The sequence below is a fragment of the Sphingomonas hankookensis genome (genome assembly GCF_022664465.1).
Lineage (GTDB): Bacteria > Pseudomonadota > Alphaproteobacteria > Sphingomonadales > Sphingomonadaceae > Sphingomonas > Sphingomonas hankookensis.
The window spans coordinates 697,008-715,040 of the sequence record NZ_JAKREV010000001.1 but is presented as its reverse complement, the minus strand read 5'-3'; the positions used below and the strand labels follow the sequence as shown (position 1 = coordinate 715,040).

At 66.9% G+C, this 18,033-nt stretch carries 20 protein-coding genes; 6 read left to right on the top strand and 14 right to left on the bottom strand.

The genetic code is table 11. The annotated features are described in order from the left end of the window. Both pncB and MF610_RS03305 read left to right on the top strand, forming a co-directional pair. Window positions 1-1,305: a nicotinate phosphoribosyltransferase gene (gene pncB / locus MF610_RS03310; protein WP_242192723.1), complete on the top strand. Its 1,305-nt coding sequence runs from the start codon at window positions 1-3 to the stop codon at window positions 1,303-1,305. A 54-nt stretch (window positions 1,306-1,359) separates the two neighbouring features. Then, window positions 1,360-1,518: a hypothetical protein gene (locus MF610_RS03305; RefSeq protein ID WP_242192721.1), complete on the top strand. Its 159-nt coding sequence runs from the start codon at window positions 1,360-1,362 to the stop codon at window positions 1,516-1,518. Between the two features lie 6 nt (window positions 1,519-1,524). On the opposite strand, the gene trmB is transcribed toward MF610_RS03305, so the two are convergent. After that, window positions 1,525-2,205 carry a tRNA (guanosine(46)-N7)-methyltransferase TrmB gene (gene trmB / locus MF610_RS03300; protein ID WP_242192719.1) on the bottom strand — a complete coding sequence of 227 codons (681 nt, stop codon included), beginning with the start codon at window positions 2,203-2,205 and terminating at the stop codon, window positions 1,525-1,527. Window positions 2,206-2,287: 82 nt separating this feature from the next. Between trmB and MF610_RS03295 the strand changes: the two genes are divergently transcribed. Further along, window positions 2,288-2,875, top strand: a complete 588-nt coding sequence (locus MF610_RS03295; RefSeq protein ID WP_242192718.1) for a phosphatase PAP2 family protein — start codon at window positions 2,288-2,290, stop codon at window positions 2,873-2,875. Window positions 2,876-3,313: 438 nt separating this feature from the next. Here MF610_RS03295 and MF610_RS03290 read toward each other — a convergent pair whose 3' ends face one another. The 4 genes from MF610_RS03290 to lnt all read right to left on the bottom strand — a co-directional run bounded on the left by MF610_RS03290 (window position 3,314) and on the right by lnt (window position 8,217). Further along, window positions 3,314-4,375, bottom strand: coding sequence for a hypothetical protein (locus MF610_RS03290; protein WP_242192714.1), 1,062 nt, complete (start codon window positions 4,373-4,375; stop codon window positions 3,314-3,316). A gap of 127 nt (window positions 4,376-4,502) precedes the next feature. Beyond that, the gene (locus MF610_RS03285; protein ID WP_242192712.1) at window positions 4,503-5,324 is read right to left on the bottom strand and encodes a hypothetical protein; all 822 of its coding nucleotides are present in this window, start codon (window positions 5,322-5,324) and stop codon (window positions 4,503-4,505) included. 88 nt (window positions 5,325-5,412) lie between these two features. After that, on the bottom strand, window positions 5,413-6,624 hold the full coding sequence (gene metK / locus MF610_RS03280) for a methionine adenosyltransferase (RefSeq protein WP_242192706.1): 1,212 nt from the start codon (window positions 6,622-6,624) through the stop codon (window positions 5,413-5,415). A gap of 75 nt (window positions 6,625-6,699) precedes the next feature. Further along, window positions 6,700-8,217, bottom strand: coding sequence for an apolipoprotein N-acyltransferase (gene lnt, locus MF610_RS03275; protein WP_242192705.1), 1,518 nt, complete (start codon window positions 8,215-8,217; stop codon window positions 6,700-6,702). 268 nt (window positions 8,218-8,485) lie between these two features. Here lnt and MF610_RS03270 point away from each other — a divergent pair, with 268 nt between their 5' ends. Beyond that, on the top strand, window positions 8,486-8,818 hold the full coding sequence (locus MF610_RS03270) for a DMT family transporter (RefSeq protein WP_242192704.1): 333 nt from the start codon (window positions 8,486-8,488) through the stop codon (window positions 8,816-8,818). Between the two features lie 23 nt (window positions 8,819-8,841). Beyond that, on the top strand, window positions 8,842-9,144 hold the full coding sequence (locus MF610_RS03265) for a polyhydroxyalkanoic acid system family protein (RefSeq protein WP_242192703.1): 303 nt from the start codon (window positions 8,842-8,844) through the stop codon (window positions 9,142-9,144). A 122-nt stretch (window positions 9,145-9,266) separates the two neighbouring features. On the opposite strand, the gene MF610_RS03260 is transcribed toward MF610_RS03265, so the two are convergent. After that, window positions 9,267-10,610, bottom strand: a complete 1,344-nt coding sequence (locus MF610_RS03260) for a PQQ-dependent sugar dehydrogenase (protein ID WP_242192701.1) — start codon at window positions 10,608-10,610, stop codon at window positions 9,267-9,269. Between the two features lie 110 nt (window positions 10,611-10,720). Between MF610_RS03260 and MF610_RS03255 the strand changes: the two genes are divergently transcribed. Beyond that, a complete protein-coding gene (locus MF610_RS03255; protein ID WP_242192700.1) occupies window positions 10,721-11,188 on the top strand; it encodes a DUF1203 domain-containing protein in 468 nt (155 codons plus the stop codon). A 376-nt stretch (window positions 11,189-11,564) separates the two neighbouring features. On the opposite strand, the gene MF610_RS03250 is transcribed toward MF610_RS03255, so the two are convergent. From MF610_RS03250 to miaB, 8 genes are all read right to left on the bottom strand, one after another. Further along, window positions 11,565-12,473, bottom strand: a complete 909-nt coding sequence (locus MF610_RS03250) for a hemolysin family protein (protein WP_242192698.1) — start codon at window positions 12,471-12,473, stop codon at window positions 11,565-11,567. 10 nt (window positions 12,474-12,483) lie between these two features. Further along, a complete protein-coding gene (gene ybeY / locus MF610_RS03245) occupies window positions 12,484-12,996 on the bottom strand; it encodes an rRNA maturation RNase YbeY (protein WP_242192696.1) in 513 nt (170 codons plus the stop codon). Beyond that, on the bottom strand, window positions 12,993-13,394 hold the full coding sequence (locus MF610_RS03240; protein WP_339328507.1) for a type II toxin-antitoxin system VapC family toxin: 402 nt from the start codon (window positions 13,392-13,394) through the stop codon (window positions 12,993-12,995). Before MF610_RS03240 ends, ybeY begins: the two co-directional genes overlap by 4 nt. Beyond that, window positions 13,372-13,644, bottom strand: a complete 273-nt coding sequence (locus tag MF610_RS03235; protein ID WP_242192692.1) for a type II toxin-antitoxin system VapB family antitoxin — start codon at window positions 13,642-13,644, stop codon at window positions 13,372-13,374. The genes MF610_RS03240 and MF610_RS03235 overlap by 23 nt, the downstream gene beginning before the upstream one ends. Window positions 13,645-13,695: 51 nt before the next feature. Further along, the gene (locus MF610_RS03230) at window positions 13,696-14,697 is read right to left on the bottom strand and encodes a PhoH family protein (RefSeq protein ID WP_242192690.1); all 1,002 of its coding nucleotides are present in this window, start codon (window positions 14,695-14,697) and stop codon (window positions 13,696-13,698) included. Window positions 14,698-14,920: 223 nt separating this feature from the next. After that, window positions 14,921-15,979, bottom strand: coding sequence for an NAD(P)-dependent alcohol dehydrogenase (locus tag MF610_RS03225; protein ID WP_242192688.1), 1,059 nt, complete (start codon window positions 15,977-15,979; stop codon window positions 14,921-14,923). A gap of 104 nt (window positions 15,980-16,083) precedes the next feature. Continuing rightward, window positions 16,084-16,644, bottom strand: coding sequence for a hemerythrin domain-containing protein (locus MF610_RS03220; protein WP_242192686.1), 561 nt, complete (start codon window positions 16,642-16,644; stop codon window positions 16,084-16,086). Continuing rightward, window positions 16,641-17,948: a tRNA (N6-isopentenyl adenosine(37)-C2)-methylthiotransferase MiaB gene (gene miaB, locus MF610_RS03215; protein WP_242192685.1), complete on the bottom strand. Its 1,308-nt coding sequence runs from the start codon at window positions 17,946-17,948 to the stop codon at window positions 16,641-16,643. Before miaB ends, MF610_RS03220 begins: the two co-directional genes overlap by 4 nt. Between the last annotated feature and the right edge of the window lie 85 nt (window positions 17,949-18,033).

The following is an 18,033-nucleotide window of genomic DNA, read 5'->3' as shown; positions in this document are numbered from 1 at the left end:
ATGGTGATGACCGATATCGCGACCCGGGTGTGGAACCATGGCTGGCGGCTCGATCCGGTGGTGCGCAGCCTGCTCGACACCGATTTCTACAAGCTGCTGATGGTGCAGATGATCCGCGAGGTGCACCCGGACGTCCGCGCAACCTTTGCCGTCATCAACCGCAGCAAGTCGGTCCGGCTGGCCGAGGTGATCGACGAAGGCGAATTGCGCGCGCAACTTGACCATGCCCGGACGGTCGCCTTTTCGAAGCAGGAGCTGATCTGGCTGGCGGGCAACAGCTTCTATGGCGTCGAGCGGATGTTCGCGCCGGGGTTCATCGACTGGCTCAGCCGTTTCCGCCTGCCCGAATACGACCTGTCGATCCGCGATGGCCAGTATGAACTGCGCTTCGACGGACCCTGGGCGGAGACGTCGCTCTGGGAAATCCCGGCGCTCACCATCCTGAACGAACTGCGCGCGCGGGCCGCCCTGCGCGACCATGGCCGCTTCGCGCTGGACGTCACCTATGCGCGGGCCAAGGCGCGGCTGTGGGACAAGGTCGAGCGGTTGCGCGCGTTGCCCGACCTGGTCCTGTCGGACTTCGGCACGCGGCGGCGGCACGGTTTCCTGTGGCAGCGCTGGTGCGTCGAGGCGTTGCAGGAGGGGCTGGGCGATCGCTTTGTCGGCACCTCCAACGTGCTGCTGGCGATGCAGGCGGGGGTCGAGGCGATCGGCACCAACGCCCACGAACTGCCGATGGTCGAGGCGGCGTTGGCGAACGACGATGCCGGCATCGCCGCCGCGCCGTACCGCGTGCTGGAGGAATGGCGCCGGCATTATGGCGGCAACCTGCTGATCGCCTTGCCCGATGCGTTCGGTACCACCGCCTTCCTGCGCAACGCGCCGGCATGGCTGGCCGACTGGACCGGCTTCCGCCCCGACAGCATGCCGCCGATCGAGGGCGGCGAGCAGATCCTGCGCTGGTGGCAGGAACAGGGCGTCGATCCGCGGTCGAAGCTGCTGATCTTTTCCGACGGGATGGACGTCGACAGCATCCTCAAGACCTATCGCCATTTCCATGGCCGGGTGCGGATGAGCTTTGGCTGGGGCACCAACCTGACCAACGATTTCCGCGGGTGCGATCCGCTGGGCGGGGAGGGGCTGGAGCCGATCTCGCTGGTGTGCAAGGTCATCGGCGCCAATGGCCGCCCGGCGGTCAAGCTGTCGGACAATCCGGCCAAGGCGACCGGCGACCCGGCGGATATCGCTCGTTATCTCCGCATCTTCGGCGACGGCGGCCGGATGGCGAGCCCGGTTGCGGTGTAGCCTCGGCGGAACATGCGCGGCGGCACAGGCATTGGCGAAGCAAGGAGATTGACGATGCCCGATCCCACCACGCGCCCGACCGATGGCGATGCCAACCGGTCGGTCGATCACCAGCAGGACGGCGATGCCCGCCGCCCGAGCGACACGTTGGACCGCGATCAGCCGAAGACGCAGGCCGAGGACGATCCACCGCGCAAATCGTCGCTGACCTGACCGGCGTCAGACCCGCACGTAGCGGAAATACCAGACCTCGTGCCCCTGCCGCCGGGCTTTCCGCTCGTAGCGGGTTTCGGGCCAGTCGGCGGGGCGGGTCAGGAAGTCGGCGGGGGTGCGTGCCTGCCAGTCGAAGTCGCGGCGCTGGTCCATTACCATCATCGCCCAGCGGCAATAGGTCGGGTCGTCGGTGCCGAGGCGGAACTCGCCGCCGGGGCGCAGCTTGGCCGTAATCAGGTCCATCGGGCCATGGTTCATCATCCGCCGCTTGGCATGGCGCGCCTTGGGCCACGGATCGGGATGGAGCAGGTAGACGCGTTCGAGCGAGGCGTCGGGGAAGCGTTCGATCACCTCCAGCGCATCGCCCATGTGCAGGCGGACATTGGATAATTCGCCGTCGCGGATATGGTTCAGCGCGCCGACCACGCCGTTGAGGAACGGTTCGCAGCCGATGAAGCCGTGCTGCGGGCGCGCGGTCGCCTGTCCCGCCAGATGCTCGCCCGCGCCGAAACCGATCTCGATTTCGACCGGACGGTCGTCGCCGAACAGGTCGGTGGCATCGAGCGGTCCGGTTTCCGGCACCGAGACGCGCGGCAGCAGGTCCTCGACCAGCGCGGCCTGTCCGAGGCGCAGCTTGTGGCCCTGTCGACGGCCATAGAGGCGGCGGATGGTGGTGGGATCGTTCATCGCCGCGCTCCTACCCGGCGATATGCCCTGTGGACAAGAACGTTCGGCGGGAGCTTCGGCGCGTACCGGGGGTTGGACTGCCATGGGCAAGAAAAAGCAGGCGAAACGCACGGCGAAGCAACTGGTCGATGCCGATATCGATGCGGGGCACGGCGTCGCGCTGGAGCTGAAGGATCATCCGGTCGTGCGGGTCGCGGGCAAGCTGAGCGAGGTCGCCGATCAGCCGCCGATGGTCGCGATTAACCTGGCGACGATCGCGGTCGCGCTAGTGGCGAAGGATGCGAAGCTGGCGCGTACCGGCGTGCGGATGCTCGCGGCGCACGGGTTGGCGACGCTGGCCAAGGCGGTGATCAAGCAGAATATCGACCGCGCCCGGCCCAACCAGTTCAGCGACCGCGACGACCATCGCCCCAAGCCCGGCGATACCGACGAGGGGCCGCAGAACTCGTTTCCGTCGGGCCATACCGCCGGGGCGGTAGCGGTCGCGCGGGCGGTGGCGCGCGAATATCCGGCGATGGAGGTGCCGGCGCATGTCGCGGCGACCGGCATCGCGACGATTCAGATCCCGCGCGGCACGCATTTTCCGATCGATGTCGTGGCCGGCGCGGTCATCGGCTGGGCAGCGGAAGCGATCGTCGCGCGGGTGCTGCCGGCGAGGAGCAGGAGTTGATCCGTCCGAAAACATCGCTCCAGCGAAGGCTGACGTGTCTAGAGCCTGATGACATGAAGCGTATCCGTTCGTGCTGAGTAGGGGCTGAGCTTGTCGAAGACCCGTATCGAAGCACCCGCCACCAACGGTCCTTCGATACGCCATTTCGACAAGCTCAATGGCTACTCAGGACGAACGGGTCAGGCCTAAGTCACATGGTCTAGCGGCTTGCGTTCCGTGCTCTGACTGGGAGACCCCAGCCTTCGCTGGGGTGACGTTGCCGCTCGAAGCGGCTGGATCGACCTCAGGCCGCCAAAGTTCACAAAAGTCACACTTGCCACAAGTTGCGCACGCACACGGACTGCTCCGTGTTGAACGGGGTATTCGCGATGTCAAAGAGCATCGGCGAGCATGGCAGCGCGGCGGCGTGTAGGAAAGCGGGCCGCCGCTGCGGTCAGGCTATTTGGCGAAGGCCGGGTTGATCGCGACCGTCCGCTTCTTGCCCCATGTGTAGGTCCGCGCGAGCATCGGTCGTTCCAGCATCGTGATGACCAGGTCGGGTGACGGCAGGGCGGTCGTCGGCCCATAGATGATGATCGATCCCGGTTCGTACAGGGCTGTCGACCATTGGTTGAGCGTCTTGCCCTGCGACTGCGCGACTTCCCGGCCGATGACATCGGGCTGGACCTCGATCCCGCACCCGCTGTCGCTGATCGCCAGTAGATAGCTGTCGCTCGATCCGTCGCTGCGATAGGCCGCGCCGATCCGGGCAGGTGCCGGGTCGCGGCACCAGACCGGCGGCGTGGCCGATGGCGTGCCCTTTTCCGTCGCCGCCGCCGCAATCAGTCCGCCGGAGAACGCCGCCGAGAACAATGCGTCGCGATCGGTCACCGGCGCTGCGGTGCTGGAGAAGGCGAGCGGCGTGGCGCAATCGGCGACCGGCGCCGCCGGCGTGGCGGCGGGAATGTTTCCGGGCCATCCCAGCGTCGACAGGACCGCCGGGATGCGGGCCGCCACCGCCGGGCCGTCCATCTTCGACGAACTGTAGCGCACCTTTACCAGCCATTCGCCGACCGGCAGGATGGCGAGTGCGGTGCCGCGATAGGGTGCCTTGTTCAGCGTCCATCCGGCCATCAGCCCGCTGGCGGTCGACTGGCCAGGGGGCGTGAAGGCGGTGGGGACGACCGGCACGACGTTGCCGAACATCTCCCGCCGCTGTTCCACCGAGGCGCGTGCGCGATCGAACCAGACCGGCACGCTGCCGGTCAGGCTGCGATAGACGTAGACCGTGATGGCGTCGGGGCCGTCCTGATAGACGGCGAACACGTCGAGTTCATTGTCGCCCAATTGGCGGACGTCGACCCGGCGCATGCCGTCCAGCTCGGCCGGGGTAGTGATGCCGCTATGTTTGAAGCGGTAGGGCTTGCCGGCCTTTGCCGATACCGTGCTGCCCACCACCTGCGCCGCGACCGGGGTCGCAACCATCGTCGCTGCTGCCAGCGCCGCCATCCATGTCCGCATCCTGTCCCCCCTGGGCGGACGAGAACGGTCCGCGCCGGGGACGAACCTCCCGCAGTTTCGTCGCGTTGTCGAGACGGTCATGCGGGTTTCGTCGGGACGACGATGGGGGCCGTGTGGGTAACGCGGCTTACGACGCCTTCTTGCCTTCCGCCGGTGGCGCAACCGGGCGGATCGGCTTGCCGGGCTCCAGCTCGAACATCCGTGACGGCGGACCGGGAACCACGACGTACAACGGCCGCCGATAGGCCTCTACCGCAAAGCTGTGCGTTTCGTTGGGCAGCGGACCGGTCAGGGTGGAAACGACACCGATCGCGCCCCGCTGCTGGGGCGACGGCGGCGGGAAGGTCATGCACCCTTTGGAAAAGGCGAAGGGCGTGCCCGCGGTGCCGTCTGCGGCGACCGCCACCCGGAAATGTCCGCCGATCGGCATGTCGTTCGCCTGTTTCTGCGGCGCGAGGAAATAGACCATGGTGGCGTCGCCCGCGGCGGCGGGGGGCACGACGACGGTGTTGAAGGTTCCGTTGCACACGGGTGCCTTTGCTGCCGCAAGCGCGCGACTGGCGGCGGCGCGCGCGGCGATGAGCTTCAGGCGTTCGGGCGACAGGATCGCGGCATCGCCCGACAACACCCGCGTATCGACGAGCTTGCCGCCCACCAGCCGCGCGGAATAGAGGCCGCGGGGCGGCTGGGCGCGGTCGTAGAAGATGGCGGTGGGCCCCGATGCCGGGCCGTCGACGACCCATCCCGCCAACCGGTTCCGCCGGTCGGGCAGCTTGGGCTGAAGATCGTCGGTCGCCAGCCACGCTACCCGGTCATAGGCCGCCAGCAGGCGCCCGCGTTCGGCGGCGCGGTCCAACGTGGCGCGATCCTCGACCGAGATCGGGGCCGCAGGCTGGGCAATGGCCGGCACGGCAATCGTCGCCGCGAGCAATGCTATCGCAAATCGCATCCCATCCCCCCTTGGCGGGCAGACATGAAAACGGGAGGTCCGCCCCGTCGGCGAACCCCCGTACTTTCACGACCCTGTCGAGGGGAAATCAGGCGGCCAGTGCGGCCTTCAGATCGTCGACCAGATCGGTCTTTTCCCATGGGAACAGGTCGCCTTCGGGCTTGCGGCCGAAATGGCCGTATGCCGCGGTCGGGCGATAGATCGGCTTGTTGAGCGACAGGTGCGTGCGGATGCCGCGCGGGGTCAGGCCGCCCAGCTTCGCGATGCCGGCGATCGCGGTTTCGATCGCGTCGTCGGCGACGGTGCCGGTGCCGTGCGTGTTCACGTACAGCGACAGCGGCTTCGACACGCCGATCGCATAGGCGAGCTGGATCGTGCAGCGCTTGGCGAGGCCCGCCGCGACGATGTTCTTCGCCAGATAGCGGGTGATGTACGCCGCCGACCGGTCGACCTTGGTCGGGTCCTTGCCGCTGAACGCGCCGCCGCCGTGCGGCGCCGCCCCGCCATAGGTGTCGACGATGATCTTGCGACCGGTCAGGCCGGCGTCGCCGTCGGGGCCGCCGATTTCGAAGCTGCCGGTCGGGTTGATGTGATATTCGGTCGCGTCCGACAGCAGGTCGGCCGGGAGCACATCCGCAACGACCGACTTCACGTAATTGTGCAGCTCGGCTTCCTTGTCGCCATTGTCGTAACCCGGCGCATGCTGGGTCGAGACGACGATCGCGGTCGCGGCGACCGGCTTGCCGTTTTCGAAGCGCAGCGTGACCTGGCTCTTGGCATCGGGTTCGAGGAACGGCGCGGTGCCGGCATGGCGATCCGCCGCCATCCTGGCGAGGATCTTGTGGCTGTAATCCAGCGTCGCCGGCATCAGGTCGGGCGTTTCGTCGCAGGCGAAGCCGAACATGATGCCCTGGTCGCCGGCGCCTTCGTCCTTGTTGCCCGACGCATCGACGCCCTGCGCGATATGCGCCGACTGCGCATGCAGGTTATTTTCGAAGCGGAAGGTTTCCCAGTGGAAGCCCGACTGTTCATAGCCGATCTTCTTCACGGTTTCGCGCACGGCGGCCTCGATCTCGGCTTCGGCGCCATCGGCCCATTCACCGTTTTCGAACACGCCCTTGCAGCGGATTTCACCGGCAAGGACGACGAGCTGGGTCGTGGTCAGCGTTTCGCAGGCGATGCGCGCTTCGGGGTCCTTCGACAGGAACAGGTCGACGATCGAATCGGAAATCTGGTCCGCGACCTTGTCGGGATGGCCTTCGGAAACCGATTCCGAGGTGAAGAGATAATTGGAACGCATGGACTTCCTCTAGGCTAGAGGGAAAGCGCGCGGCCGTTGCCATGCCGCATATAAAGCTTTCCTTATGTCGGAGCCCTAGCGCGCACGGCGGCGGATGGCAATCGCGAGGGCGGACAGCAAAACTATCGCCAGCAATGCCATCCAGTTGCCGACGCGCGCGAACAGCGTCGGGGCATGGGGCGCGGGCAGCGGTACCTCGATCGCGTCGGCGCGGTTCGCGGGGATGGTCGCCACCAGCGCGCCTGACGCGTCGATCACCGCCGAGATGCCGGTCGGAGTGGCGCGCAGGATCGGCAGCCCTTCCTCGGTTGCGCGCAGCCGCGCCTGCGCCAGATGCTGCGGCGGACCCCACGCGCCGAACCATGCGTCGTTCGACGGGTTGAAGAGAAGGGCGGGGCGGTGTGCGCGGTCGACGACCTGCCCCGAAAAGATGATCTCGTAGCAAATCTGCATGCCCACCGATCCGAAGCCGGGCAGCGTGAGCGCGGCGGGACCGGGGCCGGGGGCGAAGTCGATATCGCCCATCACGAGGCGCGAGAGGCCGAGCGGCTGGAGGATCGATCGCATCGGCAGATATTCGCCGCCCGGCACCAGATGCGCCTTGTCATAGCGGCCGATGATGCGGGTGTCGGGGGTGATAGCGAACACCGAATTGCCGGCTCCCTGCAACTCGCGATCCTGCCCGAAGATGAGCGCGGTGCCGCCGACCAGCGCGACGTCGCGGGGGCCGAGCACGCTGGCGATCCGGGCGCGCATCAGCGAGGGGGAGGCGTCGTACCATTCGAACGGATAGCCGTCCTCGAGGTAGAAGTTGACGGTGCCTTCGGGCCAGACGACGAGGCGCGGGGCGGTGCCGGGGGTGCCGGACAGTTCGATCTGCTTGTCGAGCAGGCGGTCGTCATAGCCGGGGCTGCGGACGGCTTCCTGCGGGAAATTGGGTTGCACGACGCGGACACGCGGGGCGTTGGCGGCGACCGCGGGCGGCGTCTGCCGGATGTCGCCGGGGACCAGTGTCAGCAGCGCGAGCGCGACGAGGACGCCGGCGCGGACCTTCGGTCGTGGGAGGAGGATCGCGGCGCTCAGCAGCACGGTCAGCCCCGACAGTGCGTAGGTGCCGGTGACGGTGGCGACCGCCCGCAGCGGCGTCGGCACCCAGATCACGCCGATCGGGTTCCACGCATAGCCGGTGAAGACGACCGCGCGGAGATATTCGGTCGCGATCCACGCCGCCGCGGCGACGGCGACATAGGCGAGGTCGGGGCGGTCGCTGCGCCGGCCGAGTTTCCACGCGATCCCGCCCGCCAGCATGGGGTATATTGCGAGATAGAGCGCGAGGCCGACCACCGCGACATAGCCGAGCACCGGGGGCATCCGGTCCTGAAAGTCGAAGGCGTGCTGAATCCAGTTGTTGCCCACCGTAAAATGAGCGACGCCGAACAGCCACGACCGCCACAATGCCGCCTTCAGCGTCGGCGCGCGGTGGACGACCCACAGCCACAACGCCAGCGCGGCGAGTGTCACCGGCCACCATCCGAGCGGCGCGAAACCGAGGGCCGAGGTCAGGCCGGCGAGCAGGGCGAGAAGAGCGGGCACGGCGCCGCATATCCGCTGTGCGGGGGGTGGGTGCAAGGGGGCTCCTTTCCATCCCGTTTGGTTCGAGCTTGTCGAGAACGGTGTGCCACGAACGACGCGTTCTCGACAAACGCTTCTCGACAAGCTCGAAGCTGCTCGAACCGAACGGGAGGAAAAGGGGACAGGAAAAGGGGAGGAGGCGCCCGACCTCCGTTCCGTTCGAGCTTGTGGAGAACCACGCGCGACCGCCGCGCTTCCATGCCAGGCACCACCACCCTATCTCCACCCCATGACCGCCTACACTTGGCTCGCCATCGCGATCGTCGCCGAAGTGATCGCCACATCGACGATGCGCGCGACCGCCGGTTTCACGAAGCTCGGTCCGTCGCTGGTGACGGTCGCCGGCTATGCGGTCGCGTTCTACTGCCTCTCGCTGGCGCTGCGCACCATGCCGACCGGCATCGCCTATGCGATCTGGTCCGGGGTCGGGATCGTGCTGGTCGCATCGATCGCCTGGGGTTTTCAGGGGCAGCGGCTGGACTGGCCGGCAATGCTCGGCATGGCGCTGATCATCGCCGGGGTCGTCGTGATGAACCTGTTTTCGAACAGCGTCAGCCACTAGATTAGGCGTGAAGAGGAGTTTTCATGAATCAGCCGGTCGAAGTCGACATTCCCCACCAGCTCGGTCGCGCCGGCGTGCGGCAGCGGATCAATGGTGGTATCGACAAGCTGGCGGGGATGATCCCCGGCGGCGTGCTGCACGACAAGCATTGGGACGGCGACACGTTGCACTTCACGGTCAGCGGCATGGGGCAGACGATCAAGGCGCGCTGCGAGATGCACGACGCCCATGTCCATGCGGTGCTCGACCTGCCGCCGATGCTGGCGATGTTCGCGAACAAGATCAAGGAGAAGCTGGGGCGGGATGGCCCGGCGTTGTTGAAGTAGCGCCGGACTTTGCCCTCACCGTCACCCCAGCGAAGGCTGGGGTCTCTCGCGGCTCCTGCAATACGCTATAACCGGGAGACCCCAGCCTTCGCTGGGGTGACGTTTGGGGGCGGGTGACGGAGTTACCGCGCCGCCCGCGGCTGGCTCACCCGCCAGATGACGTTGCCCACATCGTCGGCGACCAGCATCGCGCCGGTGCGGTCGGCGATAACCCCGACCGGGCGGCCATAGGCCTGCTTGCCATCGGCGGACAGGAAGCCGTTCAGCAGGTCGACCGGCTTGGCGTTGGCCGCCGGGAAGCCGCCATTCGCTGCGAACGGCACGTACACGACCTTGTAGCCCGACGGCGGCACGCGGTTCCACGATCCGTGCAGCCCAATCGCCGCGCCGTTGGCAAAGCGCTGGCCCAGCCGCATGTCGCTGGTGAAGGCGAGGCCGAGCGGGGCGACATGGGCACCCAGCGCATAGTCGGGGCGGGCGACATATTGGCGCAGGTCGGGCCGCTGCGGCTGGACGCGGTCGTCGATGTATCCGCCCCAATAATGCCACGGCCAGCCATAGTTGCCGCCGAACTCCACCTTGGTCAGGTAGTCGGGCGGCATGTCGGACCCGAGCATGTCGCGTTCGTTGACCACCGCCCACAGGTCGCGGGTGCGCGGTTCGAATGCCATGCCGTTCGCGTTGCGCAGGCCGGTGGCATAGATGCGGAAGCTCTTCTTGACCGGGTCGACCTGCCAGATCGCGGCGCGGTTCTTTTCGATCTCCAGCCCGTTTTCGGCGATGTTCGACGCCGAACCGACGCTGACATAGAGCGACTTGCCGTCGGGATCGGCGACGACGTTGCGCGCCCAGTGATTGCCGCCGCCGGGCAGGTCGACGATCTTTTCCGCGTCCGCGGTGATCCGGGTCTGGCCGACGCGGAAGGGGTAGCGGACCAGCGCATCGGTGTTGGCGACGTAGAGCCAGTCGCCGACCACCGCCATGCCGAACGGCGAATTGAGCCCGGTCAGCAGCGTCGAGCGCCCCTCCGCCACGCCATCGCCATTGGCGTCACGCAACAGCGTGATGCGGTTGGCCGAGGGTGCGCCGGCGCCGGCCTGCTTCATGAACAGGCGCATGAAGAAGCCGGTGATGCCGCCGCCGTCGCGCGGAGGGCTGTTGGTCTCCGCAACCAGTACGTCGCCATTGGCGAGGCGGTAGAGCCAGCGCGGATGGTCGAGGCCTTTGGCGAACGCCTGTACCTGCAGTCCGGCGGGCGCGGTCGGGGTCTGGCCGTCCTTCCAGCCGGTCGGTTCGGCGACGCGAACCGTCGGGATATTCTGTTCCCGCACCTGCGACAGCTGCGGGGTGCGGCCGGCGACGGCGTTCTCGCTCAACTGCGCCCGGTCGGGCCGGGTGAAATAGAAGACGAGGCCGGCGACGAGGACCAGCAGGACGATTCCGAAACGGATGGCGTGTTTGCGCATGGCGTCATGGATAAGGCGGCGGGCGGACGGGGGGAAGGGGCCGCGTCCGATTGTCGCGCGCGGGGTCCGTTCGGCCGGACGATAGCGGTCGCCAGCACAGGAGATGGGCGATGGGTTTCGTGATTCGCGGGCTGGATCCCGCACCGTTCCGCGACCTGTACGGGATGGATGCAAACGCGCTAGCCGGGCGGCTGGCGCAGCGCGTCGTGGCCGATGCCGCGTTCGGCTATCCCGACCGGATCGGCCTGCGCGACGCCGCGATCGGCGAGCCGTTGTTGCTGGTGCATTATGTCCATCAGCCGGCGGCGACGCCATATCGTGCGTCGCATGCGATCTTCGTGCGCGAAGGTGCCGATCAGGCGGCCGTCTTCACCGATCATGTCCCAACGATGCTGACGCGGCGGATGCTGTCGTTGCGCGCCTTCGACGAAGCGGATGCGATGACCGCCGCGGCACTGGTGTCGGGCGATGCGGCGCACGACATGATCGGACAGTTGCTGGCGCGGAGCGACGTCGCCTATCTCCACGCCCATTTTGCGGTACGCGGCTGTTTCGCAGCGCGTATCGCGCGGACATGAAAAGGGCCGCCGATGCCAAGGGAGTAGCACCGGCGGCCCGTCGGCGGCACCTGGACGGGCGCGGCCAATAGCCGCAGCCGCATCGCGCGATGCCTGCCGATCCATAAAGCGTAGCGCGGGCCGCGTTACGCTATCGTTTCCGCTGAGCCGAATCGGTTATCCGAGCCCGACTTGTGAAAAAACAATATGCCCAAAGCATGGCAGGGGAAGCGGAGCGTTTCGGCATCTGTGATCGGATCGGGCGATTTGTGGCAATCCGGGACACTGCGAGCAACGTAATGGCGCGTCCGTGCCGTTCGCGGCGACGCCCCTCCACCCCTCACTGGCGCGAGCGGTCGTCCTCCCCACGGGGTGGGGAGGATCTGGCGATCCGACGCTATTCCTCTACTTGCGGCAGCGGCGGGTGAAGGCGCAGGCGCAGCACGCGGCGATTGTCGGCGGCGACGATCTCGATCTTCCAGCCCGAGGGGTGGTCGAGGCAGGTGCCCTGTTTCGGGACTTCGCCGGCAAGGACGAAGGCGAGCCCGCCCAGCGTCTCGACGTCTTCCTCGACTTCGCCCAGTCGCGGGTCGATCAGTTCGGCGGCGTCCTCTAGCTCGGCACGGGCATCGGCTTCCCACGCGCCGCCCTCCAGCGGCACGAACAGGTCGGTCGGTGCTTCGTCATGCTCATCCTCGATCGCGCCGACGATTTCCTCGACCAGATCCTCGATCGTGATCAGGCCGTCGGTGCCCGAATATTCGTCGAGCACGATGGCGAGATGGGTGCGGCTGGCCTGCATCTGCGCGAGCAGGTCGAGCGTGCCCATCGACTGCGGGACATAGAGCGGCTGGCGCAGCAGCCCGATCGCGGTCGGCGGATGCTCCTCGCCCTTGGCCAGGATCGCGAACACGTCCTTCACATGGACCATGCCGACGATGGTATCGAGCTTCTCGCGATAGACCGGCAAGCGGCTGTGCCCCGCCTCGGCGAACAGTTTCACGACATCGGCAAAGGATGTGTTTTCCTCCAGCGCGACGATGTCGGCGCGCGGCACGCCCATGTCGCCGGCATCGCGTTCGCCGAAATGCAGGATGTTGCGCAACATCTTGCGTTCGATCGGCGACAGGTCGCCCGCGACCGGTGCGTCGTTTTCGTCCTCATGCGCCGCGATCACTTCCTCGATCCGTTCGCGCAGCGTCTCACTGGCGTCGGTGCCGAAGATCAGCGAGCGCAGCCCCCGCCATATGCCCCCTTCGGAGCTGCTACTGTCGCCGGGCGTGGTGCTGGTCGAAACGTCGGCCATGATGGTCGTGTCAGTCCTCTGTAACCGGATAGGGATCGTGCAGGCCGAGTTCGGCGAGCGTCGAACGCTCGATCGCCTCCATGGCTTCCGCCTCGGCATCATTTTGATGGTCGTGCCCTAGCAAATGCAGGCAGCCATGGACAATCAGGTGCGTGGCATGATCGGCGACCGAAATGCCGCGTTCGGCCGCCTCGGCGGCACAGACGCCGTGGGCGAGGACGATATCGCCCAGCAGCACCTCGCCATCATCGCTGTTCTGCGTGACGGTCGACAGCAGGTCGGGCTGGATCATCGGGAAGGACAGAACGTTGGTCGGCTTGTCCTTCTGCCGGTACTGCCGGTTGAGCGTCTGTACCTCGTCGTCCGAGGTCAGCCGCACCGCGACCTCGATCAGCGCCGGGTCGGTCAGCCATTCGCCCTGCGGCGTGCGGCCGATTGCGGCGTTGGCGGCGCGGGTGGCCAGCGCCTCCCAGTCGATGTCCTGCGGCCAGTCGGCCTCTGCCTGTACGGCGATGTCGATCATGCGAGGTCGGTCCTTGCGAAGTCGTCGCCCTTGTAGAGCAATGTGGCGTTGTTGGTACGGGCGCAGGCATAGGCGAAGCAATCGCCCATGTTGAGTTTGGCTTCGTGGCGGCCCTTGCCGTAGCGATCGTAAGCGTCGAGTGCGACCCGTGATTCGTCGGTTCCGATATCCACGCGTCGCAACGCCGCAGCCGCTGCGGTGTCACGCACCTCCCGCCGGGCACGCTCGATCGGGTAGCGATAAGACCGGCATAACGCGAGAACGGTTTCCCATTCGGTCATCGCCGACCAGAGTGGGTCGGGATCATCCATCAGACGGCTGATCAGCGCACCGCTGTCCGGTTCACCAGCAATCATCGCGACCAGTGCCGACGCATCAACGAACAGGGTCAACGACATCTTCCTCGCCCGACAGCCAGTCGTAGAATGCCTTGTCCGCTTCCAGTCCGGTGGGAGGCGGGAGCGGATGTTTCGCGCGATATTCCCGCATCCATTCGTGGAGGTCCTGGCGCCGGCTGGCCTTTTCGAGATCATCCTCGACCCGGCGAATGGCGTCGCGCACAACCTGCGTCTTGCTTGTGCCGAGCCGTTCGGCCACGCGCGCAACCGCCGCGGCGGTTTCCGGGTCCTTGATGTATAGCGATGCCATTATCGGCCTCCGAAAGGATATCCTGCAAGGTAATGCAGGATATCCCTCGACTCAAGCATCCTGACCTTCATACGCCTCGACGATCCGCCCGACGATCGGGTGGCGCACGACGTCGCCGGCTCCGAAGCGGGCGAAGGCGATGCCCTCGATCCCTTCCAGCCGGCGGGTGGCGTCGGCAAGGCCCGAGGCCTGCACGCCGCCGGGAAGGTCGGTCTGGTTGGGATCGCCGCACACCACCATCCGGCTGTTCTGTCCGAAGCGCGTGAGGAACATCTTCATCTGCGCCGGGGTGGTGTTTTGTGCCTCGTCGAGGATGACGAAAGCGTCGGCCAATGTGCGGCCGCGCATAAAGGCGATCGGCGCGATTTCGATCTCGCCCGACAGGATGCGGCGTTCGACCTGTTCGGCGGGCAGGCAGTCGTTCAGCGCGTCGTAGAGCGGGCGGAGGTAGGGATCGACCTTCTCCTTCATGTCGCCGGGCAGGAAGCCGAGCTTTTCGCCCGCCTCGACCGCCGGGCGCGACAGGATCAGCCGCTGGACGCTGCCGGTGATGAGCTGCGCCACCGCCTGCGCGACCGCGATATAGGTCTTGCCGGTGCCCGCCGGCCCCAGCGCGAAGATGATGTCGTTGCCGAGCAGCTGGTGCATGTAGCTGGCCTGCGCGATGGTGCGCGGGACGATCGTCTTCTTGCGCGTCCGGATCATGATCGACGGCGCGCCTTCGCCATTCTCGGCGCGGAAGATGCCGTCGAGCGCCGGCTGCGACGACATGGCGATCACCGCGTCGATCAGGCCGGGGTCGACCTCCTCGCCGCGCAGGATGCGGCGGTGGAGTTCGTTCAGCACCTCGCGGGCGTGTGCCACCGCCTCGGCCGACCCCTCGATCCCGACGCGATCGCCGCGTGCGGTGATGTAGACGCCCAGCCGTTCCTCGAGCGCGAGCAGGTTCGCGTCGAATTCGCCGAACAGGCGCGAGAGAAGTTGCGGCTTGTCGAAGCTCAGCTCGGCGCGGGCGCGCTGACCGGCTTGGGCGGGGACGGGCTTGCGGCTCATGCGATCCTTTCGAGAAACGGCCGGAACGCGGGGTGCGTCCGGCCGGGCAAGGCGAGCGAAGGGGCGAAGTCGTGCATCATGCCATCAACGCACGAAGGCGGATGGGGGAGCCCGGGGGCGGCGCGGCGCGACTGCATCGCCAGCGATGATGGCAGAGCGGGACGCCGCGCAACAGTCCTAAAACAGCGGGGGATGCCACGGATCGCCGCATCCCCCGGTTTCGTCAGTCGAGCGTCGCCATGTCGATGACGAAGCGATACTTCACGTCGCTTTTCGCCATCCGGTCATAGCCGGTTTCGATCTCGGCCATGTCGATCAGTTCGATATCGGCGGTCAGCCCGTGCTGGTGGCAGAAATCGAGCATCTCCTGCGTCTCGGCGATGCCACCGATCAGCGATCCGGCGATCGAGCGGCGGCCGAACACCAGCGCACCGACCGAAGGCGAGGGGTGCGGGGTTTCCGGCACGCCGACCAGCGTCATCGTGCCGTCGCGCTTGAGCAGCCCGAGGAACTGGTCGAGGTTGTGGCTGGCGGCAACGGTGTTGAGGATGAAGTCGAAGCTGCCGGCATGCTCGCCCATTGCCGCTTCGTCCTTCGACACGATCAGGTCCTTGGCACCCAGCCGGATCGCGTCGTCGCGCTTGTTCGGGGAGGTCGAGAAGACATAGACCTCGGCCCCCATCGCCGCGGCGATCTTCACGCCCATATGGCCAAGGCCGCCCAAGCCGACGATGCCGACCTTCTGCCCCGGTCCGACGCTCCAATGCTTGAGCGGCGAATAGGTGGTGATGCCGGCGCACAGCAGCGGCGCGACGGCGGCAAGGTCGCCTTCGTCGTGGCGGATCTTCAGCACGAAGTCCTGATCGACTACGATATGGTCGCTATAGCCGCCGAAGGTATGGCCGCCGAGTACGGGGTCCGGGCCGTTATAAGTGCCGACGAAGCCGGTGCCGGTGCAATATTGCTCCTCGCCCTCGTGGCACGACGGGCACTCGCCGCAGCTGTCGACCATGCAGCCGATGCCGACGGTGTCGCCGACCTGGAATTTGGTCACGTCGCTGCCGACCGCAGTGACGGTGCCGACGATCTCGTGGCCGGGAACGCAGGGGTAGAGCGTGCCGGGCCATTCGCCGCGCGCGGTGTGCAGGTCGCTGTGGCACACGCCGCAATAGCGGATGTCGATCGCGACGTCGGTGGCCTGCGGATCGCGGCGCTCGAACGAGAAGGGCGCGAGCGTCGCGTCGGCGCTCTGGGCGGCATAGCCCTTGGCGGGGGTCGTCATAGTGCAAAGGTCCATGATGGAGGGATCACGGGCGCTGCAATGCGATGCCGCCGGTTTAGTTGCTGATACAATATATCAAATTTTTGAATTATCCGGCGATCGGTTCAGCCGACGCGACGTTCGCCATGTTCGAGCATCGCCGGGATCACCAGCTCCTCCTCGTCCCCCAGATGCCGCAGCAGCAGGCGGGTTAGCGTCGTAGCGGCAGCGGCATGGGTGTCGGCGGCGCGGGGGTCGGTCAGGCTGGCGAGCAGGCCACGCGCGCTGGCGACGGTCGTCTCCAGCGCATCATGGATCGCGTGGTGATCGGCCTCCAGCAGGTCGAAGCCCCGCGCCATGCGCGGGTCGAGCGCGCGGAACTTCGGGAAATAGACCGCGTCCTCGATCCGGTGATGCCCGTCGAGATGGCCGAGGAACTGGTTGAGCGCGGGCACGAAACGCTGCGGAAAGGCGCGCGCGTCGAGGCGGCCTTCGCGAAAGTCGGCGATGATCGCTTCCACCGCCGCCCCTTCGCTGCGCAGCGAGCGGTGGACATGCAGCCAGAAGTCGCAGAGCTGCCCGAAATTGACATGCGCTGCCCAGTCGCCCTGCGGGTAGCGGGCGCGCAGATAGGCGATGTCGTCGGGAATGCCGTCGCGCGTGCCGAGCGCGAACGCCTCGCTCACGCCGCCACCCGAATCCGCTCGACGGCCGACAGCGATACCGGGCCGGCGGCGACGATCTCCACCTCGACCATGTCGCCGATGGCCGCGTCGGTGGCGAAATGCACCGATTGCAGCCACGGCGACTTGCCGAGCATCTGTCCGGCATGGCGCCCCTGCCGTTCGACGAGGACGTGGCAAATGCGGCCGATCGCGGCGTCGTTGAACGCCTTCTGGTCGCGCAACAGCGACGCCTGCAGCCGTTGCAACCGGTCGTCCATCACCGCCATCGGTACTTCGCCGGCCATGTCGGCGGCGGGGGTGCCGGGGCGGGGCGAGTATTTGAAGCTGTACGCCTGCGCATAGCCGACCGCGTCGACCAGCCGCAGCGTCTCCTGAAACTCGTCCTCGGTTTCGCCGGGGAAACCGACGATGAAGTCGCCCGACAGCGCGATATCGGGCCGGACGGCGCGCACGCGGTCGAGCAGGCGCAGATAGCTGTCCGCGGTGTGGCTGCGGTTCATGGCCTTCAGCACGCGGTCGCTGCCCGCCTGTACCGGCAGATGCAGGAACGGCATCAGCTTTTCCACGTCGCCGTGCGCGTCGATCAGCCCTTGCGTCATGTCGTTCGGATGGCTGGTGGTGTAGCGGATGCGCTGCAATGCCGGGATGCGATCGAGTTCGCGGATCAGCGCGTCGAGCCCGCGGCCGTCGGCATCGGTCCACGCATTGACGTTCTGCCCGAGCAGCGTGATCTCGCGCGCGCCGCCATCGACCAGCGTCTTCGCCTCGTCGACGATGCGGGCGAAGGGGCGGCTGATCTCCGCGCCGCGGGTATAGGGCACCACGCAATAGGTGCAGAATTTGTCGCACCCCTCCTGCACGGTCAGGAACGCCGACGGCCCGCTGCGGCGGCGGGCGGGGAGGTGGCCGAACTTGGATTCGGGCGGCATGTCGGTGTCGAGCGCGGGCTTGCCCGCCGCGGCCTCGGCGACCAGCCTGGGCAGGTTGTGATAGGCCTGCGGTCCCACCACCACGTCGACCTTGGCGCGGCGGACGATCTCCTCGCCCTCGGCCTGCGCGACGCAGCCGGCGATGGCGATCATCGGGTCCGACCCATGTTTGCGCAGGCGGCCGATATCCGAATAGACCTTTTCGGTCGCCTTTTCACGGATGTGGCAGGTGTTCAATACGACCAGATCGGCAGCGTTCGCGTCGTCGGTCGCGGTCATGCCCTGCGCCGCCATCAACTCGGCCATGCGCTCGCCGTCATAGACGTTCATCTGGCAGCCGAACGATTTGACGTGGAAGGTTTTCGGGGTGGTCATCGGCGGGCCTGTACCGGATTTCGGCCGTGGTAGAAAGGATTCGGGTTCACGCGGAGGCGCGGAGAGAAGAGGGATTAGGTTTCGC